The sequence below is a fragment of the Streptomyces sp. NPDC018031 genome (assembly GCF_044327625.1).
GTDB lineage: Bacteria > Actinomycetota > Actinomycetes > Streptomycetales > Streptomycetaceae > Streptomyces.
This window is the reverse complement of sequence record NZ_JBIRFT010000009.1, coordinates 44168-66778: the sequence shown is the minus strand read 5'-3', so window position 1 is coordinate 66778 and position 22611 is coordinate 44168. Positions and strand designations below refer to the sequence as shown.

At 74.2% G+C, this 22611-nt stretch carries 20 protein-coding genes and 1 pseudogene; 7 read left to right on the top strand and 14 right to left on the bottom strand.

Features of this window, described 5'->3' with window-relative positions:
- Positions 1 to 304 precede the first annotated feature (304 nt).
- The 4 genes from ACH4B3_RS21110 to ACH4B3_RS21095 are packed head-to-tail and all read left to right on the top strand — an operon-like array spanning position 305 to position 4261.
- Entirely contained in the window at positions 305 to 898 is a 594-nt protein-coding gene (locus ACH4B3_RS21110) for a hypothetical protein (RefSeq protein ID WP_398464762.1), read from the top strand.
- On the top strand, positions 895 to 2280 hold the full coding sequence (locus tag ACH4B3_RS21105; RefSeq protein WP_398464760.1) for a peptidoglycan-binding protein: 1386 nt from the start codon (positions 895 to 897) through the stop codon (positions 2278 to 2280). The genes ACH4B3_RS21110 and ACH4B3_RS21105 overlap by 4 nt, the downstream gene beginning before the upstream one ends.
- Positions 2277 to 3023, top strand: coding sequence for an ABC transporter ATP-binding protein (locus ACH4B3_RS21100; protein WP_398464758.1), 747 nt, complete (start codon positions 2277 to 2279; stop codon positions 3021 to 3023). The genes ACH4B3_RS21105 and ACH4B3_RS21100 overlap by 4 nt, the downstream gene beginning before the upstream one ends.
- Positions 3020 to 4261 (top strand): ABC transporter permease, encoded by a 1242-nt coding sequence (locus ACH4B3_RS21095; RefSeq protein WP_398464756.1) that lies wholly within the window; start codon positions 3020 to 3022, stop codon positions 4259 to 4261. The genes ACH4B3_RS21100 and ACH4B3_RS21095 overlap by 4 nt, the downstream gene beginning before the upstream one ends.
- Positions 4262 to 4308: 47 nt before the next feature.
- On the opposite strand, the gene ACH4B3_RS21090 is transcribed toward ACH4B3_RS21095, so the two are convergent.
- From ACH4B3_RS21090 to ACH4B3_RS21075, 4 genes are all read right to left on the bottom strand, one after another.
- Complete coding sequence (locus tag ACH4B3_RS21090; RefSeq protein ID WP_398464754.1) at positions 4309 to 5940, bottom strand: sensor histidine kinase; 1632 nt, start codon at positions 5938 to 5940, stop codon at positions 4309 to 4311.
- Positions 5937 to 6629 (bottom strand): response regulator transcription factor, encoded by a 693-nt coding sequence (locus ACH4B3_RS21085; RefSeq protein ID WP_398464752.1) that lies wholly within the window; start codon positions 6627 to 6629, stop codon positions 5937 to 5939. The genes ACH4B3_RS21090 and ACH4B3_RS21085 overlap by 4 nt, the downstream gene beginning before the upstream one ends.
- 408 nt (positions 6630 to 7037) lie before the next feature.
- Entirely contained in the window at positions 7038 to 7421 is a 384-nt protein-coding gene (locus tag ACH4B3_RS21080) for a hypothetical protein (protein WP_398464750.1), read from the bottom strand.
- A gap of 90 nt (positions 7422 to 7511) precedes the next feature.
- A complete protein-coding gene (locus ACH4B3_RS21075) occupies positions 7512 to 8321 on the bottom strand; it encodes an EamA family transporter (RefSeq protein ID WP_398464749.1) in 810 nt (269 codons plus the stop codon).
- Between the two features lie 239 nt (positions 8322 to 8560).
- On the opposite strand from ACH4B3_RS21075, the gene ACH4B3_RS21070 reads away from it, so the two are divergent.
- On the top strand, positions 8561 to 9484 hold the full coding sequence (locus ACH4B3_RS21070) for a LysR family transcriptional regulator (RefSeq protein WP_398464747.1): 924 nt from the start codon (positions 8561 to 8563) through the stop codon (positions 9482 to 9484).
- Between the two features lie 37 nt (positions 9485 to 9521).
- Here the strand turns inward: ACH4B3_RS21070 and ACH4B3_RS21065 are convergent, their stop codons facing one another.
- Positions 9522 to 10589, bottom strand: a complete 1068-nt coding sequence (locus tag ACH4B3_RS21065; RefSeq protein ID WP_398464745.1) for an MBL fold metallo-hydrolase — start codon at positions 10587 to 10589, stop codon at positions 9522 to 9524.
- A gap of 104 nt (positions 10590 to 10693) precedes the next feature.
- Between ACH4B3_RS21065 and ACH4B3_RS21060 the strand changes: the two genes are divergently transcribed.
- Together ACH4B3_RS21060 and htpG are read left to right on the top strand one after the other, a co-directional pair.
- Positions 10694 to 11329 (top strand): TetR/AcrR family transcriptional regulator, encoded by a 636-nt coding sequence (locus tag ACH4B3_RS21060; RefSeq protein WP_398464743.1) that lies wholly within the window; start codon positions 10694 to 10696, stop codon positions 11327 to 11329.
- A gap of 178 nt (positions 11330 to 11507) precedes the next feature.
- Positions 11508 to 13430, top strand: coding sequence for a molecular chaperone HtpG (htpG, locus tag ACH4B3_RS21055; RefSeq protein ID WP_398465025.1), 1923 nt, complete (start codon positions 11508 to 11510; stop codon positions 13428 to 13430).
- Between the two features lie 286 nt (positions 13431 to 13716).
- Here htpG and ssuE read toward each other — a convergent pair whose 3' ends face one another.
- From ssuE to ACH4B3_RS21010, 9 genes and pseudogenes are all read right to left on the bottom strand, one after another.
- Complete coding sequence (ssuE, locus tag ACH4B3_RS21050; RefSeq protein ID WP_398464741.1) at positions 13717 to 14271, bottom strand: NADPH-dependent FMN reductase; 555 nt, start codon at positions 14269 to 14271, stop codon at positions 13717 to 13719.
- Between the two features lie 92 nt (positions 14272 to 14363).
- Positions 14364 to 15458, bottom strand: coding sequence for an LLM class flavin-dependent oxidoreductase (locus ACH4B3_RS21045; protein ID WP_398464739.1), 1095 nt, complete (start codon positions 15456 to 15458; stop codon positions 14364 to 14366).
- Entirely contained in the window at positions 15455 to 16627 is a 1173-nt protein-coding gene (locus ACH4B3_RS21040) for an LLM class flavin-dependent oxidoreductase (protein WP_398464737.1), read from the bottom strand. Before ACH4B3_RS21040 ends, ACH4B3_RS21045 begins: the two co-directional genes overlap by 4 nt.
- 81 nt (positions 16628 to 16708) lie before the next feature.
- Positions 16709 to 17701 (bottom strand): ABC transporter substrate-binding protein, encoded by a 993-nt coding sequence (locus ACH4B3_RS21035; RefSeq protein WP_398464735.1) that lies wholly within the window; start codon positions 17699 to 17701, stop codon positions 16709 to 16711.
- A gap of 98 nt (positions 17702 to 17799) precedes the next feature.
- The gene (locus ACH4B3_RS21030; RefSeq protein ID WP_398464733.1) at positions 17800 to 18564 is read right to left on the bottom strand and encodes an amino acid ABC transporter ATP-binding protein; all 765 of its coding nucleotides are present in this window, start codon (positions 18562 to 18564) and stop codon (positions 17800 to 17802) included.
- A complete protein-coding gene (locus ACH4B3_RS21025; RefSeq protein WP_398464731.1) occupies positions 18561 to 19709 on the bottom strand; it encodes an amino acid ABC transporter permease in 1149 nt (382 codons plus the stop codon). Before ACH4B3_RS21025 ends, ACH4B3_RS21030 begins: the two co-directional genes overlap by 4 nt.
- Before the next feature lie 14 nt (positions 19710 to 19723).
- The gene (locus ACH4B3_RS21020; protein WP_398464729.1) at positions 19724 to 20719 is read right to left on the bottom strand and encodes an ABC transporter substrate-binding protein; all 996 of its coding nucleotides are present in this window, start codon (positions 20717 to 20719) and stop codon (positions 19724 to 19726) included.
- Positions 20720 to 20973: 254 nt separating this feature from the next.
- A pseudogene (locus ACH4B3_RS21015) lies at positions 20974 to 21477 on the bottom strand (GNAT family N-acetyltransferase); the annotation flags it as partial.
- Positions 21477 to 22610, bottom strand: a complete 1134-nt coding sequence (locus tag ACH4B3_RS21010) for an LLM class flavin-dependent oxidoreductase (protein ID WP_398464727.1) — start codon at positions 22608 to 22610, stop codon at positions 21477 to 21479. The gene ACH4B3_RS21010 and the pseudogene ACH4B3_RS21015, both read right to left, overlap by 1 nt.
- Position 22611: the final 1 nt, after the last annotated feature.

The window sequence follows — 22611 nt, the reverse complement described above, 5'->3', positions numbered from 1 at the left end:
TCACGGGATCACGGGAACTCCCGGCCGGCCGGGAGCCGGTGACGGCTGCCCCCATGCGCCCCGTACACCCCCGTACACCCCCGTGCACCCGCCGGTCCGCCGGCCGGGGAGTTCCGGCAGTCGCCGGTGGCCGACCCGCCGGGTCCCGGCGCCGGGACGGGGACGCCGCGCCCCGGTCCCGTCACCCCCCGCGCACCGGACGGTTCTTGACGGCTTCTTCATCGGTTCTTCATGACCGCGGCCCTACGTTCGTCGCTGTCCGGCCACGGCTGATGCCGGACAGCGACGAACGGGTGAGGGATTCATGAGGACGAGTGTGTGCCGACGGCGGCGTGCCACGGGGCGCGCGTTCCTGGCCGGAGCGGTGTCGGTGGTCGCGCTGATGCTGACGGGTTGCGGCGGCGGTGGGGAGACGGACGACGTGGCGTCGGCGACGACGGGCGGGTCCGGGGCGTCGAAGGGCGGTGGGGAGGGCCGGGGCGAGATCGCGGAGTACGTGGAGAACCAGCGCGAGTACGTCGCCTGCCTGCGGGACAAGGGGCTGGACGTCCCCGACCCGGACGCCAAGGGCCGGATCGACCTGGGCGACGGCCGGGAGGTGAAGTCCGATCCGACGTTCCGGCGGGCCCAGGAAGCGTGCTCCGACCTGGCCGTGCCGATCCCGGAGAGTCTGGAGAAGGAGGCCCGGGCGGACCTCACGTCCGAGGAGAGGGACCAGAAGAAGCGGTACGCCACCTGTATGCAGGAGAACGGCGCTCCGGACTTCCCCGGGACCGACGAGGACGGCTACTTCGAGGACACGGTCTGGGACCAGACCTCGGCGGGGGCCAAGCGGGCCACCCGCGAGTGCGCCCCGATCATCGGTGCCCCCACCGACCCCGGGCAGGGGAAGGGATGACGGCGCGGGCCGGCGGACCGGGTGCGCGCGGCCCGGCGGACCGGGCGGACGGCGCCGGGCGGGCGGACGGGACGGACCGGGACCGGGCGGACGGCGCCGGGCGGGCACCGGAGCCGGCCGGGGGCCGCGGGCGCGGTCCCTGGCTGGTGGGCGCCGCGGTGGTGGTGGTCACCGCCGTCGGCGTGGTCGGCGCCCTGGGCCTGGGCGGCGACGGCACCGAGTCCGACGACACGGAGGGAAGGAGCGGCGGGACGGTGCGCGTCACCCGCGGCACGCTGACCGACGAGACCGAGATCGACGGCGAGCTGGGCCACGGGCCGGAGGTGCCGTTCCCGGTCCGGGCGGAGGGCACGGTCACCTGGTTGCCGGAGCGCGGCGACACGGTGCGCCGCGGCCACCCGCTGCTGCGTGTCGACGACCGGCCGGTGGTGCTGCTCTACGGCAGTCTTCCGATGTACCGGGGACTGGGCGTGGCGCCGGAGTCCGGCGACCGGGACGGCCCGGCCGGCCGGGAGGGGGACGCCGGGGACGGCGACCCTGACGGCGAGCCGGGCCGGGAGGATCCGGGCCGGGACGACCGGGCCACCGGCGGCTCCGGAACGGACGGCGCGGCCCGCGACACCGGGCCGCCGCGGGGCATGGACGTGCAGCAGTTCGAGTCCAATCTCGCGGCGCTCGGCTACGGCGGCTTCACCGTGGACGACACCTACTCGGCGCTGACCGCCGACGCCGTCAAGCGCTGGCAGAAGGACACGGGCCTGCCGCAGACCGGCTCGGTCGGCATCGGCGACGTGGTGTACGCACCCGGTCCGATCCGGATCGCGGGCTCCACCGTACGGGTCGGCGCCCCGGTCGGCGGGGAGCCGCTGAGCTACACCAGCACCTCGCGCATGGTCACGGTCCGGGCACCCGCCGGCGACACCGCCTGGGCCGAGCGCGGCACCAGGGTCACGGTCGAACTGCCCGACGGGCGCTCGGTGCGGGGCGAGGTGTCCGGTGTCGGTACGGACGCGGTGGCTCCGGAGGGCGGTGACCCGGGCGGCGCCGACGGCGGCGCCGCGGACGCCGACGCCACCGTGCAGGTGGTCGTCACCTTCGACGACCAGGAGGCGCTGGGCAGGCTGCACAGTGGGCCGGCCACCGTCCGCTACGTCGGCCGGGAGCGCAAGGACGTCCTGACCGTACCGGTGGCCGCGCTGGTGGCCCTCGCCGAGGGCGGCCACGGTCTCGAACTCGCCGACGGCACCGGCGGCGAGGGGGCCGGGAAGGCCGGCGGGTCCGGACGGTTCGTGCCGGTGCGGACCGGCCTGTTCGCGGACGGCAAGGTCGAGGTGAGCGGTACCGCGGTCCGCGAAGGCATGAAGGTGAGGATCCCCGAGTGAGTGAGGTCGCCGTCTTCGAAGGGGTCCACAAGACCTATCCCGGCGGCGTGGCGGCCGTCCGGGACGTGGACCTGCGCATCGGCTACGGCGAACTGGTCGCCGTGGTCGGGCCGTCCGGGTCCGGCAAGTCGAGCATGCTGCACCTGATGGGAACGCTCGACCGCCCGTCGGCCGGCCGGGTCGCCATCGACGGCCACGCCGTGGCCGAGCTGACCGACCGGGAGGTCTCGGCGCTGCGGGCGCAGCGCGTCGGCTTCGTGTTCCAGCAGTTCCACCTCGCCGTGGGGATGCCCGTCCTCGACACCGTCGCCGACGGGGCGCTCTACGCGGGCCTGCCGCTGCGGGAACGCCGGCGCCGCGCGGCGGCGGCGCTGGAGCGGGTGGGTCTGGCGCGGCGGGCCCGGCACCTCCCCCACCAGTTGTCCGGGGGCGAGCGCCAGCGGGCCGCCATAGCGCGGGCGGTGATCGGCCGGCCGGTGCTGCTGCTCGCCGACGAGCCCACCGGCAATCTGGACTCGGCTTCCGGCGCGACGGTGCTCCGGCTGCTCCGGGAACTGCACGCGGCCGGCACCACCGTGGTGGTGATCACCCATGACCGGGAGATGGCCGGGACGTTCGACCGCCGCGTGGAGATGCGCGACGGCCGGATCGTCGCGGACAGCGGCCCGGTGGCCCGCTCGGTGGCGCCCGCCGGGACGCGTCCGGAGCCGCTGCTCGGTGCCGCCCCGGAGGAGGGCCGGTGAGGCGGGGCGCCGGGGCCCGCCGCGGGGCGGCGGGCGGAGCGGAGCGGCGGCCGCTCCGGCCGGCGCGGCTGCGCCCGGCCGATGTGGTCCGGCTGGGCGGCACCGGACTGCGCACCCGTCCGCTGCGGGTGTTCCTGTCCGCGCTGGGCATCGCGATCGGCGTCGCGGCGATGGTCGCGGTGGTGGGCATCTCCTCGTCCGGCCAGGCGGAGGTGGACCGCGAGCTGGACCGGCTGGGCACCAACCTGCTGCGGGCCGCCCCGGGTGAGTCGCCGGGCGCGGGGCCGGCCCGGCTCCCCAGGGAGTCCGTGGCGGCGGTGCGGCGCATCGGCCCGGTGCAGCGGGCCGCGGCGACCGGTGCCGTGGAGCAGGCCAAGGTGTACCGCAACGAGCACATCCCGCGGGGACGGACCAGCAGCGTGGAGGTGCTCGCCGCCGGACCGGGGCTGCTGCCCGCGGTGGGCGGCCGGGTGGGTACCGGCAGCTGGTTCAACTCCGCCACCGAGGAGTACCCGGCGGTGGTGCTGGGCGCCGACGCGGCCCGGCGGCTGGACGTCGGCGCCCCGGGCACCCGGCTGCTGCTGGGCGGGACCTGGTTCTCCCTCGTCGGGGTGCTGGACCGGGTGCCGCTGGCGCCCGAGCTCGACGGCGCGGCGCTGGTCGGCTGGTCCGCCGCCCGCACCTACCTGGCGTTCGACGGCCATCCGTCGACGATCTACGTACGGGCGCAGGACAGCCGGGTGAAGGCGGTCCGGGCGGTCCTCGCCGCGTCGGCGAACCCGGCGAATCCGGCCGGGGTGGTGGTGTCCCGTCCCTCGGACGCGCTGGCCGCCCGGGAGGCCGCGGAGTCCGCGCTGACCGGGCTGCTGCTCGGCCTCGGCGGTGTGGCGTTGCTGGTGGGCGGGGTGGGCGTGGGCAACACCATGGTGATCTCCGTACTGGAACGCCGCCCGGAGATCGGGCTGCGCCGGGCGCTGGGGGCGACCGGTGGGCAGATCCGCGGCCAGTTCGTCACCGAGTCGCTGCTGCTGTCCGCGCTGGGCGGGGTGGGCGGCACGGTGGTGGGCACGGTCGTCACCGCCGGGTACGCGGCGGTGCGGGGCTGGCCCACCCAGGTGCCGGTGTGGGCCACCACCGCGGGCATGGGGGTGACCCTGGTGATCGGGGCGCTGGCGGGGCTGTACCCGGCGGTGCGGGCCGGGCGGATGGCGCCGGCCCAGGCGCTGGCCGGTCCCTGACCCGGCCGGTGCGCGGGGCGGGGCTGCTGCCTCCGCCCCGCGCGGGGTCAGCCGGCGTCGAGGGTGGTGAGCACGATGGTGAACGTCGTCCCGGCGCCCACCGTGCTCTCCACGTCGATGGTCCCCCGGTGGTCGGTGACGATCCGGCGGGCGATGGGCAGGCCCAGGCCGCTGCCGCCGGCGGCCCGGCCGGGGCCGGCGTCCGCCCGCCAGAAACGCTCGAACAGGTGCGGCAGGTCCGCGGCCGGGATTCCCGTGCCGGTGTCGCTGACCTGGATGATCGTCAGCTCTCCGTGCGGGACGAGGACCAGGGTCACGGTGCCGCCCGGCGCCGTGGCCCGCACCGCGTTGGCGACCAGGTTCCCGATCGCCTGCCGCAGCCGGTCGGGATCGCCGTGCACCCAGGCGGGTTCGGGTGCGCGCACGTCCAGCGCGACACCGGCCGCCCGGGCCTGCGGGCGGTGCGCGGTGCGACAGACCTCCAGCAGTTCCCGCACCTCGACGCCGGTGCGGTGGTAGGTCAGCGCACCGGCTTCGGCCAGCGCCAGGTCCCGCAGGTCGTCGATGATCCGCTGCTGCAGCATCGTCTCCTCGTGCAGGGAGTCCAGCAGTTCCCGGTCGGGCTCCAGGACCCCGTCGCGCAACGCCTCCAGATAGCCGCGCAGATTCGCCAGCGGGGTGCGCAACTCGTGCGCGATGTCGCTCATGAGGCGTCGCTGGCGCTCCTCGCTCTCCTGGAGCGAGGCGGCCATCCGGTTGAAGGCCCGGCCGAGCGCGGCGATCTCGTCCCGGCCGGAGACCGGGACCCGGCGCTCCAGGTCACCGCCGCCCAGATCGCGGGTGGCTCCGGTCAGGGCCCGCACCGGGCGCAGCACGGTCCTGCTCAGCAGCAGTGCTCCGGCGATCACCGCGGCGGCCACTCCCGCGGCCACCGCCACCGTCGGGGCGGCGGCCGGCCCGGGCTGCGTCTCGTCGAGGGCGCCGAGCTGGACCTGGAGCCGGGGCGGGCCGAGCTCCCCGGCCCGCTGGTTGAAGACCCGCTCGACGCAGCCGGGGGTCCAGACCTGCCTGCCGGTGCGGCACTTCTCCAGGGCATGGCTGTCCTGGCGGGAGGCCCGGGCCGGCCAGTCCGGCCGCTTGCAGGCGGCCGCCGCCTCGCTCCCGGCCGTGACCTTCGGCATGCCCAGGGGGTCGGTGCGGGCCGTCACCTCCGCCCCCGCCCGGGTCAGACAGGCGGCGTACAGCGCCTCCCGGCGGTACTCGCCGAGGGCGGTGACGGCGATCTTCGCCTTGCTGGTCTCCTGGACGCCGGCGGGCAGCAGCAGTCGGGGACGGGGGTCGACCACGACCGGCGGCTGCGGGCCGGGTTCGCGCGGGGCGCGGCCCGCCAGTGCGTCGGAGTCGGCCAGCAGGACGTCGCCGTCCACCGCGGTGACCCGGATGCGCTGGCCGGTGTCCTCGGCCAGCCGGGCCACGGTCGCCGGCACCCCGTCCCAGGTGCCGTGGGTGAGTCCGTACTCCCGGAGCCGTTCGGTGATCCGGGACACCTCCTGCTGCCCGGCGGTGACCGAGGCGCGTGTCTGCCGGGTCACCTGGCGCAGGGTCAGCCAGGCGGTGGCCGCCGTGGCGGTGATCGCGATGAACATCAGCAGGGTCAGGGCCCGCAGGCGGAAGCTCACCGCGGGCCGTCCAGCAGCCGGTAGCCCCGGCCGTAGACGGTCTCCACGTAGCGCGGGTGGGCGGGGTCCGGCTCCAGCTTGCGGCGCAGGTTCCGCACATGCGCGTCGACGGTGCGTTCCAGGACGTCCTGGTCGAACCCGAAGACGCGGTCGATGATCTGCGCCCGGGTGAACACCCGGCCCGGCTCCCCGGCGAGCAGCGCCAGGATGCCGAACTCCTTGGCCGTCAGCGCCACCGCGACACCGGCCGCCCGCACCTCGAAGCGGGCCGTGTCGACCTCCAGCTCCCCGGCGGTGAGCACCTCCGGGACGCCGGCCCCGGCGCCCGCGGCCCGGCGCAGCAGTGCCCTGACCCGCGCGGTCAGCTCCCGTGGGCTGTACGGCTTGGTCATGTAGTCGTCGGCGCCGAGGTCCAGGCCGAACAGCATGTCCTCCTCGGTCCCGCGCGCGGTCAGCAGCAGGATCGGCACCCGGGACTCGGCGCGCAGGATGCGGCACACGTCCAGGCCGTCCACCCCCGGCAGCATCACGTCGAGCACGATCAGGTCGGGCCGGGAGGTCCTGGCGCGGTCGACGGCCGCCCGGCCGTCCCCCACCACCTGCACCGCGTGGCCCTCGCGCTCCAGGTATATCCGTATCAGCCGCGCCTGTTTGGCGTCGTCCTCGGCGACCAGTATCCGCGCGCTCACCCAGACCCCTTGTGGCCGTGCCCTCACCGTCGGAACTCGCCCCGGCGAGCCGCCACTTCAGCCTAGATCACTTCTGCGCGCGGCGGCTGCCGCGCAGCCTCCCGCCGGTCCGCGCCGCGGCCGTGCGGTGGCCGGGCCGGCGGACCGGACCCCGGTGTCCGGGCACAGCGGTCGCCGCCGGATACGTCGGGCGGCCGGCCGCGCGTGCTCCACCGTGCTCCCGTGGGGCGGCGGCGACCCGCGGTCGGCGGGTCGGCCCGGCCGCCCGCTCCTGGTCGCCGAGGCACCGCGCGGGCCGGTACGCCCGCCCTGTTCGACGTGCCCGCGTGCTCCGGGTCCCACCGGCGCCGGGTGGGGTGCCCGGCGGTGCGGGCGGGCGGGCCCCGCTCGGGCCGGCCGGGAGGGGCGCTACCGGTCGCCTTCGGTCCGCCCGCCCGGCAGCGCCAGGACCAGCAGGGCGGTGACCCGGGCGATGAGGCCGCCGAGGACGGCCATACCGAAGCCGTCGACGTACGGACCGGTGTCCAGCCGGCCGCCCAGCCAGTCGACCAGCAGCCAGATCAGGGTGTCCTCGACGACGCCGACCACGCCGAGGATGGCCAGCATGACCGGCGGCGCGGTGCGGATGTCCTGCGGATAGCTGAGGACCAGCTGGTTGACGATCACGAAAATCGCGCCGGCCAGGATGACCGACGCGAACGCCACGTTGCTCTCCACGGTGATGCCCGGGAGGGCGGCCACGGCTATGGCCGCCCCCAGGTAGCCGCCCAGCATGCGTCTCTTCTTGTTCATGGCCGTGATCATGACACCGGCGGGGCGGCGCCGGAAGCGCCGGGCGGCTCCCGTCCGGCGCCCGGGCCCCGAGGCCCCGAGGACCCGGGATCAGCGGCTCCCGGCGCGGGCGGCGCCCACGCCCGCGGTGACCACCGCGGCGGTGCCGAGGAGCGAGAGGGGGGTGGGGGTCTGGGCGATGAGCAGCAGCCCGGCCAGTAGTCCGACCGCCGGTTCGAGGCCGGCCAGGGTGCCGTAGGCGGTGGTGCCGATGCGCTGGAGGGCCTTCATCTCCAGCAGGAACGGGATCAGCGGCATGAGCACCGCGATGCCCGCGGCGGCCAGGGCCGTCTCCCAGGTCAGGGCCGTGACGGCGGCGGGCGCCCCGAACGGTGCGGCGACGACGGCGGCGACCGCCAGCGACACGGCCAGCCCGTGCGGCGCGGAGAAGCGGCTGCCGACGTGCGCGGTGCCGATGACGTAGAGCGCCCAGCAGGCGGCGGACCCCAGCCCGAACAGGATCCCGGCGGCGCCGGCGGCAGCGCTCCACGGCGAGGTGAGCAGCAGGACCCCGGCCGCGGCCAGGCCCAGCCACAGCAGTTCCCTGCGCCGCCGCGCGGTGGCGACCGCCACCGCGAGCGGGCCGAGGAACTCCAGGGCGGTGGCGGTGCCGAGCGGGAGCCGTGCGGAAGCCTCGGAGAACAGCAGCATCATGCCGGCGCTGACCACCCCCAGCAGGCCGGTGGCGAGCAGGTCGGCGCGGGCGGCCGTGCGCAGCACGCGCCACAGGGAGCGCCCGGTGAAGGCGAGCAGCATGGCGGCCGCGAAGGTGAGCCGGAGCCAGGTGGTGCCGGTGGGGCTCAGGGTGTGGAACAGCTCGGTGGCCAGCGCGCTGCCGGTGTGCAGCACCGCCATGGCCATGAGGACGAGGGCGGCCCCCGGCACCTGGCGGCGGCCGGGGCCCGCCGGACCGGCGCCCGTCGGCCCGGGTGCCGGAGCGGCGGTGCCGGCTGTGTCGGCTGCGCTGGCTGTGCTTGCGGTACCGCTTGTACTGGCGGTGCTGGCGGTGGCGGTCACCGCGTCATTGGACCGGTAACCGTCCGTTTCTGTCCACGGGCTGGTCGTGGACATCTTGTCCACTGAAAGTGGACAATGGCGGGATGGCGGCGGACGGTACGAGGCATCTCCCGGATCTGGTGCGGCTGCGGCTCCTGGTCGAGCTGCGCCGGCTGGGCACCATGGCCGCGGTGGCCGCGAGCACCGGGTACGGCACGTCGGCGGTCTCCAAGCACCTGGCCGTGCTGGAGCAGGAGGTCGGCGTGCGGCTGCTGGCGCCGGTCGGCCGCCGGGTGCGGCTGACACCGGCCGGCGAGCGGCTGGTCGAGCACGCCGTGCGCATCCTCTCGGCGGTGGAGGAGGCCCGGGCGGAGTTGCGCGGCGAGAGCGAACCCGTGGGCCGGGTACGGCTGGCGAGCTTCTTCACCGCGGTGGAACCGGTGCTGCTGCCCGCCCTGGCCCGGCTGCGCGGTCTGCACCCGCGGATCGAGGTGGAGGTGCACGAGCACGAGCCGGAGCACACCGTGGGGCTGCTGCTCGCCGGCGGCATCGACCTGGGGGTGGTGTACGACTACAGCCTGGTGCCCCGGTCGGTCCCGGCGGAGCTGAGCGCCCGCCGGTTCGACGAGCAGCCCCTGTACCTCGCGGTCCCCGCGGGCCATCCGGAGGCCGGCCGGCCGGTCGCCGTGTCGGCCCTGGCGGATTTCGCCGCCACCGGCTGGATCGCGAACTCGCGGGGCACCGACGACGACGAACTGGTGCAGCGGGTGTGCGCGATCGCCGGCTTCGTCCCCCGGATCGCCCACCGCGTGGACAGTCTGCACCTGGTCAACAGCCTGGTCGGAGCGGGGCTGGGGGTGGCCCTGCTGGCCGAGTCGGGAATCGAGCGGGACCGTGCCGACGTCGCCTTCCGGCGGCTGGACCCGGTGGCCGGCATGCGCCGCAGCTTCCTGCTGGCACGCGCCGGCCAGTGGTCGTGGCCGCCGATCGGGGCCCTGGCGGCGTTGATCACGGGCACCCGCGGGTGACGGGCGCACGCGTCCGCGCGCCGGGGCCCCGCGCGGACTACCGCCCGCAGACCGCGGGCAGGGTGCCGGGATCCTCCGCCCCGATCTCGCGGGCCACGCCCTTCACGTTCTCCTCCATCATCGTGGGCAGCGAGGCGACACTGGGGTGCCCGGGGTAGCTGCGTTCGGTCTTCGCCACGATCCGGTCGCGTTCGGCGGTGGTGACCTTCGCGCCCCCGGGCGAGTCCGCCGCCACCGCGGTCCGCACCAGTGCGCGGAACCGCTGGAGGTAGGTCCGCTGCTCGTCCATGAGCCGGTCCGGGTCACCAGGGGCGCCGTGCCCGGGGTACAGGTGGGTGGCGTCCGGGAAGCGGGTGCCGAGCCGCTCGAGGTTCTCCAGCCAGCCGCAGCTGTGCCCCTCCAGCAGCGCGGGGGTGACCCGGTTGCCCACGATGTCGCCGGAGAAGAGCGCGCCGGTCGCCGGGGCGTAGTAGACGGTGGCCACGTCCGACTCGCCCTCCTCGTACTCCGCCGTCTCCAGCCGTACGCCGCCGATCTCCAGCGTCTCCCCCGGCTTGAACGTCCGGTCGGGGTGGGTGAGCCGGGCGGGGAAGTCGGATCCCGGCAGGGACCGGGTGAGGGGGTAGAAGCCGCGCGGGTCGGTCCTGATCATGGTCTGGGTCGCGGTGGACGCGTACAGGGGTGCCTTCGGGAACGCCTCGTGGAAGACGCCCGCGCCGCCCACGTGGTCCGGGTGCGAGTGGGTGAGCAGGACCGCGACGACCGGCTCGCCGGAGCGCTTGATCTCGGCCACCGCGCGCCGGGCGTCGCCCGTGGTGCGCAGGGTGTCGACGACGATCACACCGCCCTTCGCCGGTATCCGGTAGGTGTTGACCGAGCCGGGGTTCGCCGAGGCGAACCGCGTCACCTCCGCTTCCCCGCCCGGCCGCTGCCCGCCGGTCGGGGCGCCGTCCCGGCCGGGCCCGGTGGAGTCCGGGGAGTCCGGGGAGTCCGAGCAGCCCGCCAGCAGGGCCAGCGCGCACACCAGCGCCGGTCCCAGGAGGGAGGGTCCACCGCGCCGGAAGGTGCTCCGTGCCGTCCGTCGTGCCCGTACCGCTTGCGCCACTGCTCCGCCTCACTCTTCGGGAAATCACGCGAGATGCTGTAGGGGAACGTTCCCTAACATCGCTAGACTAGAGCCGACCGACGGTGCCTCACAAGGGACTTCACATGCGTCGTACGGCTGCTCAGACCCGCGAGCACATCCTCCGGACCACCCACGACCTGTTCTACTGGCACGGCGTACGCGCCGTGGGCGTGGACCGGGTGGCCGCCGAAGCGGGGGTCGCCCCGACCACCCTCTACCGGTTGTTCGCCTCGAAGGACGACCTGATCGCCGCCTACGTCGAGCGGGCCGACACGCTCTACCGCGAGTGGTTCGAGGCGGTGGTCGACCGGGCGGGCCGGGACCCCCTGGACCGGGTCCTCGCGGTGTTCGACGCGCTCACCGAGCAGGTGCAGCCGGAGCACTGCCGGGGCTGCCCGTTCCTGATGGTGCTCGCCGAGTTCCCCGAGCCGGAGCACCCCGCGCACCGGAACGCCGTCGCCATGAAGACCTGGGTCCGCGACCGCCTGGGCCGGCTGACCGCCGATCTGCCGGTCGGCGACCCGGAGGAACTCGCCGACCAGCTCTGCCTGGTCATGGAGGGGGTGTACGGCTCGGTGCAGGGACTCGGCGCGGACGGACCGGCCCGCCGCGCCCGGGCCCTCGCGCGGACGCTGCTCACGGTCGCCGGCGCGGCGCCCGCCCCGGTGGCCCGGCCGGACGGCCGGACCGGCACCCGGGGCGCGGACGACCGCGGTTGAAGCCGTTCTCAATACCTGTGCGCCCACCGCCTTTTATACTGATCCGGCCGCTCTCGGCTGATGAATTCGTCATCACTCGAGGCGTGTTCGCCTGGAACGACCTCAGGAAAGGAAGAATGTGAGCACACAGGCCGAAACGTTCGAGTTTCAGGTCGAGGCGCGTCAGCTTCTGCAGCTGATGATCCACTCGATTTATTCGAACAAGGACGTCTTCCTGCGGGAGCTCATCTCCAACGCCTCCGACGCTCTGGACAAGCTGCGCCTGGAGAAGATCCGTGGCACGGAGTTGCGGGCGGACACCTCCGATCTCCACATCGGGATCGAGGTCGACCCGGAACGGCGCACGCTGACCGTGCGCGACAACGGCATCGGGATGACGCACGAGGACGTGGTGGACCTCATCGGTACCATCGCGAAGTCCGGCACGGCCAAGCTCCTCCAGGAACTGCGGGAGGCGAAGGACGCCGCGGCGTCGCAGGACCTCATCGGCCAGTTCGGTGTGGGGTTCTACTCCGGCTTCATGGTGGCCGACCGGGTCACGCTGGTGACCCGGCACGCGACCGAGGCCACCGGCACCCGCTGGGAGTCCGACGGGGCGGGGACGTACACCATCGAGGCGCTCGACGAGGCCCCGCAGGGCACCGCGGTCACCCTGCACCTGAAGCCGGAGGACACCGAGGACCGGCTCTTCGACTACACCTCCGCCGGGAAGATCCGGGAAATCGTCAAGCGGTACTCCGACTTCATCACCTGGCCCATCAGGATGGCCACCGCGGCCGCGGAGACCGGAGCCCCGAAGTCCGACCCGCCGGCTGAATCGGCGGATTCCCCGGAGGCCGCGGAAACGGCGGACGGGGACGACGGCGGCGCGCCGCGGACCGAGACGCTCAATTCCATGAAGGCGCTGTGGGCGCGGTCCCGGGAGGAGGTGACCGACGACGAGTACCACGAGTTCTACAAGCACATCAGCCATGACTGGAACGACCCGCTGGAAACCGTCCGCATGCAGGCGGAAGGGACCTTCGAGTACCAGGCTCTGCTGTTCATCCCGTCGGTGGCGCCGCCGGACCTGTTCATGCGGGAACGCAAGCGGGGCGTGCAGCTCTACGTCAAGCGCGTGTTCATCATGGACGACTGCGAAGACCTCATGCCGGAGTACCTGCGCTTCGTCAAGGGAGTCGTCGACGCGCAGGACCTGTCGCTGAACGTGTCCCGCGAGACCCTCCAGCAGGACCGGCAGATCCAGCTGATGCGCCGCCGCCTGGTGAAGAAGCTGCTGGCCACGGTGAAGGACATGATGTCCGCCGACGCCGAGCGCTACGCCACGTTCTGGCAGCAGTTCGGCCGGGCGGTCAAGGAGGGCCTGCTCGACGACTTCGAGAACCGCAACGCGATCCTCGACATCTGTTCCTTCTCCTCCACCCGGGACGCCGAGGAGACGGTCACGCTGCGGAGCTACCTGGACCGGATGAAGGACGGGCAGCAGCACATCTACTACATGACCGGCGAGTCGCGGTCGACCATCGAGAACTCGCCGCACATGGAGGCGTTCCAGGCCAAGGGCTACGAGGTGCTGCTGCTGACCGATCCCATCGACGAGATGTGGGTCAGCTCGGTACCGGAGTTCGACGGCAAGGCGTTCCAGTCGATCGCCAAGGGGCAGGTCGACCTGGACACCGAGGAGGAGAAGAAGGAGGTCGAGGCGGAGCGGGAGCGCCTGCAGAAGGAGTTCGCGGACCTGACCTCGTGGATGACGACGGCGCTGAGCGAGAAGGTGAAGGAGGTCCGGCTGTCGTCCCGGCTCACCACCTCCCCCGCCTGCGTCGTCGGTGACACCTACGACGTCACCCCGGCGCTGGAGAACATGTTCCGCGCCATGGGGCAGGAGATGCCGCAGGTGAAGCGCATCCTGGAGCTGAACCCGAACCACCCGCTGGTGACCGGGCTGCGCAAGGCCCATGGCGAGCAGGAGGACACCGCCGCGCTGACGGAGGTGGCCGAGCTGATCCACGGCATGGCGCTGCTCGCCGAGGGCGGCGAACTCGGCGACGCGCCGCGGTTCATCAAGCTGATGGCCGATCGCCTGCAGCGCACCCTGTAATCCGGGGCCGGCCCCGGCGCGGACCGGGCGGGGCGGGGTGCACCCGCCCCGCCCGCGTCCCGCCGTCGGCGGCACGGCGATCCGGTCAGCGCTCGGACGGGCGTTCCCGGCGGCCCGGCGACCGCCCTCGGGTGGCGGCCGGGAGCGCCCCGGCGAGCGGCACCACGGCTCCCACCGACCGCACCGGGCTCAGGGTCCCGCCGAGGAGCACACCGGCGGAGACGGCCCCGAGCGCCGCCACCGGGACCATCGTCAGGGACGCCGCGCGGGCGTCGGCGGCCGGTGGTCATCCGGCGGCGGCCAGCCGGGGGACGTGGCCCAGCGCGTCGGAGAACCGGTCCACGACCTGGGTGAGCGCCCTGTCCGCGCCGGGGGCGATGGTGACGCCGCCGTCCGGCCCGACCTCGATGTCCTTGTCCAGGGTGAACCAGCCCTGGACGACGTGCGCGGCGCCCATGGAACTGAGCACCGGGCGCAGCGCGTAGTCGATGGCGAGCACATGGGCGGTGGTGCCGCCGGTGGCCAGCGGCAGCACCGTCTTGCCCGCCAGCGCGTACTGCGGGAGCAGGTCGAGCAGGGTCTTCAGCAGCCCGGAGTAGGCGGCCTTGTACACCGGTGTACCGATCACCACCCCGTCCGCCTGCGCGAAGAGCGCGGTGGCCCGGGTGATGGCCGGGTGGCCGAAGTCGGCGCCGAGCAGGGCTTCGGCGGGCAGCGTGCGGACGTCCAGCGGGATCACCTGGTGCCCCTGGGCCGCCAGCCGGGTGCCCAGGTGACGCAGCAGGCGGGCGGTGCGGGAGGTGGCGGACGGGCTTCCGGAGACGGACAGGACGGTGGCCATGGCGGACCCTTCGGCTGTGGTGGGCGGGCGCCGGGGTGTGGCGTGGCGCCCGGGGTTCGGGATGCGGGACGGACCGGATCCGGTCGCGGGGTTCAGTGGCGCGGGGGCCGCTCCGGCGCCGGGGCGGCGTCCCACAGACCGGTGGGGGCCGCCGCGCGGACCGCCGGCGCGATCTCCTCGGCGAAGCGCTGCAACTGCTCGATCTGCTCCGGCAGGCTCAGTCCGGAGCTGTCCACGGTGATGGACTGGAGGTCGTGGCGGTACACCTGGTGGTAGCCGAGGATCTTGTCGATGATCTGCTGCGGGCTGCCGATGAGGTGCGGGCCGTCGGCGACCGCCTCCTCCACGGTGCGGAACGGGGTGTTGTAGCCGGGTTTCCCCTCCAGCTCCGGCTTGTGGGTCTGGCGGACCCGGGCCTCGTAGTAGTTCCGGAACCGGGTCACCGCCTGCTGCGTGGTGTCGGCGATGAACAGCCCGCCGGAGCCGGCGCCCACATGGGCGGTGCGCGGGTCGTGCCCGTACGCCTCGAACCGCTCCCGGTAGTGGGCGATGAGCCGGGCGTACGCCGCACGGGGCTGGACGGCGTTGGCGCTGAACAGCGGGTCGCCGTGGCGGGCGGCCAGTTCCGGGGAGTTGAGGCTGGTCGCCGATCCGTGCCAGACCCGCGGCGGGCGGCCGGCGTACGGGCGGGGCACCGTGGTGACGCCCTTCAGCGGCGGGCGGAACCTCCCTTCCCAGTTCACCCGCTCCTCGCGCCACAGGCGTCGCAGCAGTGCGTAGTTCTCGGCCTGGTACTCCCACTGGAGTGACTCCTCCAGGCCGAAGAGGTCGAAGTGGCCGGTCTCGGCGCCCTTCCCGATGACGAGTTCCAGCCGTCCGCGGGAGAGCTGGTCGAGCGTGGCGTAGTCCTCGGCGACCCGGACCGGGTCCAGGATGGCCAGCACCGTCACCCCGGTGAGCAGCCGGATGCGGCTGGTCCGGGCGGCCAGCGCGCCCAGCAGCACGGTGGGGGCCGAGGACAGGAAGGGACCGGCGTGCCGCTCGCCCACGGCGTACGCGTCGAAGCCGAGGCGCTCCGCGGCGACACCGGTCTCGACGACCTCGGCGAGCCGGTCGGCGGCGGAGCCGAGCCCACCGGTCAGCGGGTGCGGGGCGTGGCCGACGATGGTCAGCACCTGGAACCTCACGCGGGACCTCCGGTGGGACGGGACGGCCGCGGGGCGGGCAGGCCGAGGTGGTGGCGGAGGGTGGGCCCCTCGTACTCGGCACGGAAGGCGCCCCGCTCCTGCAGCAGCGGCACCACCCGGTCGACGAACTCGTCGAGTCCGCCCGGGGTGAGGTGGGGCACGAGGACGAAGCCGTCGGCGGCGGTGTCCGCCTGCCAGTGGGCGAGCAGTTCGGCGAGGTCGGCCGCGGTGCCGGTGTGGTGGACGGTGCGGTACTCCCGGGCACCGGCGGGGCCGCCGGTCGCCGGCGGGTCGGGGTGCCCGCCGGATGCCCGCGGGCCGGCGCCCGCGTCCGCCGCCGGTGCGGGGCCGGTCAGGGCGACGGCGGTGCGGACCAGCAGGCGCAGCCGGTCCGGATCGCGGCCGGCCGCGGCGGACCGGCGCCGCAGGTCGTCCCGGGCGGTGCGCGCGGTCCGCGGGTCGGGGGCGTCCAGCAGCACGAGGTCGGCGTGTGCCGCCGCGAACGCCCAGCGCTCGGTGGGGTCCTCGGGGCCGAGGACCACCGCGACGGGTGGGCGCCCCTGGGGCGGCCGGGGCACGATGGACGGGCCCCGTACCGAGAAGTGCGGCCCCCGGAAGTCGATGTGGTGCAGCCGGTCGCGGTCGACGAAGCGGCCGGTGGCGGCGTCCCGGATCTCCGCGTCGTCCTCCCAGCTGTCCCACAGCCGGCCGGCCACCTCGGCCGCGTCGGACGCCTCCGCCCACAGTGCCGCCGCCGGCGCCGGGCCGCGGCGGCCGACGGCGCGGGCCTCCGCCTCGGTGGCGGAGACCTCGGCCAGCCAGCCGGCGCGGCCTTCGCTGACGAAGTCGAGGGTGGCGATGGCGGTGGAGGTGTGGAAGGGCTCGGTGTGCGTGGTGGTGACGGTGGGGACGAGCCCGATCCGGCTGGTCGCCGGGGCTGTCCGGGCGAGCACGGCGACCGCGTCGAGCCGTCCGGGGTGGCCCTCGGGCGGCGGTGCGAGGGAGTCGTGGAGGGTCACGAAGTCCAGGGCGCCCCGCTCGGCGAGGGCGGCCAGGGCGATCCAGTGGGCGGCGGGCGGCGGTTGGGCGGCGTCGGGGGGAGGCACCGGCCCGGCGGGGTGGTGCCCGGCGCCGTCGAGCGCGGCGGAGAGGTGGAGTTCGCGGGGCATGGCCTCGGCGTTCCGTGAGGAGGAAGGGAGCGGTAACGGGCCGGGGGCGGCGGCGGTGCGGCACCGCGCCCCCGGCGGTGGTCAGGACGCGGTCCTGGGCAGTCCGGGCGGGTTGATCTCGGAGCGGGTGACGGCCTCGTCGGACAGCCCCCAGCGCTTGAGGACCTTGGCGTAGGAGCCGTTCTCGATCACCGTGTTCAGTGCGTCGGCGAGCGGTCCGACCAGGCCGTTGTCCTTCTTGGTGGTGGCCGCGATCAGTCCCTGGAGCCTGGCGCCGGCACCGGAGGAGGTGCCGACGATCTCGGTCTTCCCGGCGGTCGCGGAGTGGTAGGCGGCGGTCGGGTTGGGGCCCAGGTAGAGGTCGATGCGGCCGGATTCCAGCGCGAGATAGGTATCGGTCTGGTCCTGGTAGTACTTGATGTCCACCGGCTCCAGGCCGGACTCCTCGGCCCGTTCGCTCCACTCGACCAGGATCTTCTCCTGGTTGGTGCCGGTGTCCACGGCGACGGTCCTGCCCGCCACGTCCTCGGGCCCGGTGATCTTCCAGCCGCTGCCCTTCTTCGCCTCGAAGGCCAGGTCGTCCTTGCGGTAGGTGGCGAAGTCGTACTTGTCCTTGCGCTCCTCGGTGACGGTGATGTTGCTGAGCCCGGCGTCGTACCGGCCGCTGTCGAGGCCGATGAAGATGTTCTCCCAGGAGACCGTGTTCTGGTGCACCTTCAGGCCCAGCACGTCGGCGACCAGGTACGCGAGGTCGACCTCCACACCGATGTGGGTCTTGTTGTCGGTCGCGTAGAAGCCCAGCGGGGGTTCGCTCCCGGCCGAGTTGACGATCTCCAGGGTGCCTCTCCGGCGGATGCTGTCCGGGAGCGCCGCGGCGATCGAGTCGACCTTGGCGGTGCGCACCCGCTGCTGGTCGGCGGTGACGTTGATCTTCGTCCCGGTGCCGTCGGCCGCTTTGCCCGAGGTTCCCGGCCCGGCCGTGTCCTCCGCGGGGTTGCCGCAGGCGGTCAGCAGGCAGGCCAGCGCGAGTATCGGCGCGGACCAGGTGTGGCGGCGGGTGAGGGTGAGGGACACGGGGTTCTCCTTGCCGGGGTGGGGAAGGGTGCGGTGGGGGGGACGCGCGGGCCGGTCGGCCGCGGCGGTGCGTGGGGCGTGCGGCGGGGCGCCGAGGGTCACAGGACCTTGGAGAGGAAGGCCCGGGTGCGTTCGTGGCTCGGGGCGTCCAGGACCGATGCCGGCGGCCCCTGTTCCACCACCACGCCGTCGTCCATGAAGACCACGGTGTCGGCGACCTCGCGGGCGAAGCCGACCTCATGGGTGACGACGATCATGGTGGTGCCGCTCCGCGCCAGGTCCTTGATGACGTCCAGGACCTCGCCGACCAGTTCCGGGTCGAGCGCCGAGGTCGGCTCGTCGAACAGCAGCACCTTGGGTTCCAGCGCCAGCGCCCGGGCGATGGCCACGCGCTGCTGCTGCCCGCCGGACAGCTGACGGGGGTAGGAGCCGGCCCGGTCGGCGAGGCCGACCCGCTCCAGCAGCCGGCCGGCGGTCGCCACGGCCTCCTTGCGGGGCCGGCGCAGCGCGGCGACCGGGGCCTCGATCAGGTTCTCCAGCACCGTCAGGTGCGGGAAGAGGTTGAAGTTCTGGAAGACGAACCCGATGTGGGTGCGCTGCCGCAGGACTTCGCGCTCCTTCAGCTCGTACAGCTTGTCGCGGACCCGCCGGTAGCCGATCAGCTCGCCGTCGATGCTGATCCAGCCACGGTTCACCTTCTCCAGGTGGTTGATGGTGCGCAGCAGGGTGGACTTGCCGGATCCGGACGGGCCGAGGACGACCGCGACCTCGCCGGTGCGGACCTGGAGGTCGACTCCGCGCAGCACCTGGAGCGGGCCGTAGGACTTGTGGACGCCTCGCAGGTCCACCATCACCTCGCTCATCGGTTCTCCCCGGGGGTCGGGCGGCCCGGCGGCACCGGCCGGTTCCACTGGTCGTCGGGCGGGCCGGGACGCACCGCGCCCCGGTCGAGGGTGGTGGAGGGTGACCGGGGATCGGGGATGTGGCGCACCGCGGCTCCGTTGCGGGTGGTGGTGGGTGGCGGGCGGAAGAGGTGTCCGGCCAGACGCCGGGCGCGTTGCAGCGGGGTGGGCGGCGGGGTGCGGTCGGCACCGCGGGCGAACCGCCGTTCCACGTAGTACTGGGCGATGGACAGGACGGTGGTGAGGAGCACGTACCAGGCGGTGGCGACCAGCAGCAGCGGAATCACCCGGCCGTTGCGCCCGTAGATCACCTGGACCTGGTAGAACAGCTCGCCGATCGCCATCACGTAGACCACGGAGGTGCCCTTGAGCAGGCCGATGATCTCGTTCCCGGCGGTGGGCAGGATCGCGCGCATCGCCTGCGGCAGGACGATCCGCCGCAGTTGCCGCGGCCGGGGGATGCCCAGCGCGGCGGCCGCCTCCAGCTGTCCGTGATCGACCGAGAGGACGCCGCCGCGGACGATCTCCGCGGCGTACGCGGCCTGGTGCAGCGTCAGTCCGATGAGCGCGGCGCCCATCGTGCCGATGAGGCTGTTGGTGCCGACCGACCAGAAGACCGGTCCGAAGGGGATGCCGACGCCCAGTTCCCGGTAGAGGGCGCCGAGGTTGAACCAGAAGACCAGCTGCACGATCATCGGGATCGACCGGAAGATCCAGATGTAGCTCCAGGCCACGGTCCGCAGTACGGGGCTGCGGGACAGCCGCATGAAGGCGAGCACGGTGCCCAGGGCGAAGCCCAGGACGGTGGCGTAGGCGGTGAGCTGGAGGGTCACCCCCACGGCCTCGACGATGGTGTCGGACAGGAAGTAGGCGCGGAAGACGTGCCATTCCCAGACCGGGTTGGTGACCAGGCCGTGCACGAACTGGGTGGTGAGGACCAGGATCGCGGCGGCGGCCGCCCAGCGGGCGTAGTGCCGTACCGGTACCACGCGCAGCGCGGCGGGTCCGCCCTCCCCTCCGCTCTCCGCCGCTTTCCGGTGGGGGCTCGCGCCTTCCTGTCGCCGGTGAGCGGGGCCGGGCGGTGCGGGGTCGGTGGTGAGTCCCATCGGGGCGCTCCCGCTCAGCTCTGCTCGGGCGGATTGATCCGCGACTCGGGGATGGCGGAGGCGGTGGTGCCCCACTTCCTGAGGATCCGGTCGTACGTCCCGTCCTTGATCAGCTGATTGACCGCGGCCCGGAAGGCGGGGGTGAGGTCGGAGCCCTTCTTGAAGGCGAAGCCGACGTCGAGCCGGTGGTACTCGCCGAGGAAGGTGGTCCTGGCCGCGGGCTGGGCCGCCTGGTAGCGCAGCCCGTTGATGGTGGACATCACCACGTCGACCCGGCCCTGCTGCAGGGAGGTGAGGATGGCGCCGGTCTCGGCGAACACCTTGACGTCGTACGGCTTCCGGCCGGCCTCGGCGCACACCCCCTTCCGTGCGGTGAGGGTCGCCTCGAAGGTGGTTCCGGCGCCGGTGCCGATGGTCAGCCCGCACAGCTGGGTGAGGTCGTCCACCCGCTTGCCCAGCGAGGTGTTGCCCGTCTTCACCGCGAAGCCCTGGCCGTCGTCGATGTAGGTGACGAAGTCGATGGTCTTCAGGCGTTCCGCGGTGACGCCGAAGTTGCCCGTTCCGAGGTCGTACTTGCCGCTGCCGAGGGCGGGCAGGATGGCCTCGAAGGACGCGTCCTGGCGCTGGATCTCGATGCCGAGCACCTTCGCCACCGCGTCGGTGATGTCGATGTCCTGGCCGACGGGGTCGCCGCCGCCCTGGCCGCTCGGGTAGAACGCCGAGGGCGGGTAACCGGTGGAGCTGCCGACCCGCAGGGTGCCCTTCCGCCGGACGTCGGCGGGCAGCAGGGCGGCGATGGAGCCGACCTTCCGCACGGCGGCCACCGGGTCGGTCTTCGGCACCGGCGACGCCCCGCTCCCGGCCGTGCCGGTGCCCTCGGACCCGCAGGCGGTGAGCCCCGGCAGCGCCAGCAGCGCGGCGGCGGCCGCGGCGAGGCGCAGGCCGGCGCGGCGGCGCGGTGTGCCGGAGCCGGTCGCGGGCGGACGGGATCGGGTGCTGGGGAGCTTCACTGCTGCGGGGCCTTTCCGGTGCGGGCGTGGGGGCGGGCGGGGGGCGTGGCGGAGCCGGCGGCGGGCGCCGCGGCCCGGGGGGCGGAGGCGGTGGGCGCCCCGGCCCGGAGGGCGGAGGCGGCGGGGGCCGACCCGGCCGGGTACGGGCCGGCGGGGCGTCCCCCACACGCGGCGGGGCGGTCGTCCCCACGGACGGCGGGGCGTTCACCGCGGACGACGGGGCGGTTGCCACCGCTGGCGGCGGGGCGTTCACCGCGGACGCCGAGGTGCTTCTCGAAGGGCAGCGGGCCGATGGTCTCCGGGTCTGCCCCGGTGTCGAACAGCGGGGTGTATCCGGTGGCCAGGTACAGGCCGCGGGCCTCGGGCTGGCGCGGCCCGGTGGTCAGGTAGATCCGCCGGTAGCCGCGGCCGGCCGCCTCGCGTTCCAGTTCCGCCACCACCCGGCGGGCGAGGCCGCGCCGCCGGTGCGCGGAGTGCGTCCAGATCCGTTTGAGTTCGGCGGTGGTGGCGTCGTACCGGCGGAACGCTCCGCCGGCGACCGGCGCGCCGCGCTCCAGCAGCAGGAGCAGCACACCACCGTGCTCGGCGGTGAACTCCCGGTCGGGGTGGCGGGCGAGTTCGGCGTGGGCGCCCTCGCCGTAGCGGGTCGCGTACTCGTGGCCGAGTTCCCGCAGCAGCGGCCGGACCAGCGGGTCGGACACCGCGGCCGGGACGACCTCGACGTCCGTCCCGGGGGACGGCTCGGTGGCGGCTGCCATCAGCGCACCGCCGCGAGGGCCGGTGGGGTGGCGGCCGCCCGCTCGGCGTCCCGCTTGGCGACCTCCTCGCGGACGATGGGGATGACGTGCCGGCCGAAGTCGATCGCGTCGTCGAGCAGGGCGTATCCGCGGGCGGAGAGGATGTCGATACCGAGGTCGTAGTAGTCCAGCAGGGCCCGGGCGACCGTCTCGGGGGTGCCGACCAGGGCGTTGGAGTTGCCCGCGCCGCGGGTGGCGGCGGCGGTCGCGGTCCACAGGGCCCGGTCGTAGCGCTCCCCCGCCTCGGCGATGGCGACCAGCCGCTGGGAGCCGGTGTTCTCCGGCTCGGCCCGGTCGTGGTGGCGCGGGGCGGTGCGCTCCCCGCCGTCCCGGCGGGCGCGGATGGCGCCGACCGTGCGGTGCGCCTTCTCCCAGGCCAGTTCCTCGGTGGGGGCGATGATCGGCCGGAAGGCCACCTGGAAGCGCGGGACGTCGGCCCGGCCGGCGGCCGCGGCGGCGGCCTTCACCTGCTCGATCTGTTCGGCGGTGCGGTCCAGGGGCTCGCCCCACAGGCAGTAGATGTCCGCCTCGGCGCCCCCGGCCTGGTAGGCGGCCGGGGAGGAACCGCCGAAGGAGACGGCCGGGCGGGGCTGCTGCACGGGGAAGACGTCGCTGACGAAGTCGTGGAAGCGGTAGTGCTCGCCCTCGTGGTCGAACGGCTCGTGCGAGGTCCAGATCTTCTTGACGATCCGGATGTACTCGCGGGTGCGGGCGTAGCGCTGGTCCTTGGTGAGGGTGTCGCCCTCGCGTCCCTGCTCGTGATCGTTCCCGCCGGTGATGAAGTGGACGGTGAGCCGGCCCTGGCTGATCTGGTCGAGGGTGGCGAAGGTCTTGGCCGCGAAGGTGGGGTAGGAGACGTTGGGCCGGTGGGCCAGCAGGATGTGCAGCTTCTCCAGCCTGGCGGCGATGTACGCGGCGGCCGGCGCGGGGTCGGGGGAGCCGGAGCCGTACGCGAACAGCACGCGGTCCCAGTCGTGGTCCTCGTGGGCGCGGGCCAGCTTGAGCGTGTACTCCTTGTCGAACGCGGCGCCGGAGCGGGCGGCGGTCTCGGAGCCGTCGTTGGTGGCGGCGATGCCGAGGAACTCCACAGGCATG

Excerpts from the sequence above, each read along its gene's own strand:
- ACH4B3_RS21110 (WP_398464762.1), top strand. The coding sequence starts at position 305 with ATGAGGACGAGTGTGTGCCGACGGCGGCGTGCCACGGGGCGCGCGTTC.
- ACH4B3_RS21105 (WP_398464760.1), top strand. The coding sequence starts at position 895 with ATGACGGCGCGGGCCGGCGGACCGGGTGCGCGCGGCCCGGCGGACCGG.
- ACH4B3_RS21080 (WP_398464750.1), bottom strand. The coding sequence starts at position 7,421 with ATGAACAAGAAGAGACGCATGCTGGGCGGCTACCTGGGGGCGGCCATA.
- ACH4B3_RS21075 (WP_398464749.1), bottom strand. The coding sequence starts at position 8,321 with ATGGCCATGGCGGTGCTGCACACCGGCAGCGCGCTGGCCACCGAGCTG.
- ACH4B3_RS21070 (WP_398464747.1), top strand. The coding sequence starts at position 8,561 with ATGGCGGCGGACGGTACGAGGCATCTCCCGGATCTGGTGCGGCTGCGG.
- ACH4B3_RS21060 (WP_398464743.1), top strand. The coding sequence starts at position 10,694 with ATGCGTCGTACGGCTGCTCAGACCCGCGAGCACATCCTCCGGACCACC.
- htpG (WP_398465025.1), top strand. The coding sequence starts at position 11,508 with ATGATCCACTCGATTTATTCGAACAAGGACGTCTTCCTGCGGGAGCTC.
- ssuE (WP_398464741.1), bottom strand. The coding sequence starts at position 14,271 with ATGGCCACCGTCCTGTCCGTCTCCGGAAGCCCGTCCGCCACCTCCCGC.
- ACH4B3_RS21040 (WP_398464737.1), bottom strand. The coding sequence starts at position 16,627 with ATGCCCCGCGAACTCCACCTCTCCGCCGCGCTCGACGGCGCCGGGCAC.
- ACH4B3_RS21030 (WP_398464733.1), bottom strand. The coding sequence starts at position 18,564 with ATGAGCGAGGTGATGGTGGACCTGCGAGGCGTCCACAAGTCCTACGGC.
- ACH4B3_RS21025 (WP_398464731.1), bottom strand. The coding sequence starts at position 19,709 with ATGGGACTCACCACCGACCCCGCACCGCCCGGCCCCGCTCACCGGCGA.
- ACH4B3_RS21010 (WP_398464727.1), bottom strand. The coding sequence starts at position 22,610 with ATGCCTGTGGAGTTCCTCGGCATCGCCGCCACCAACGACGGCTCCGAG.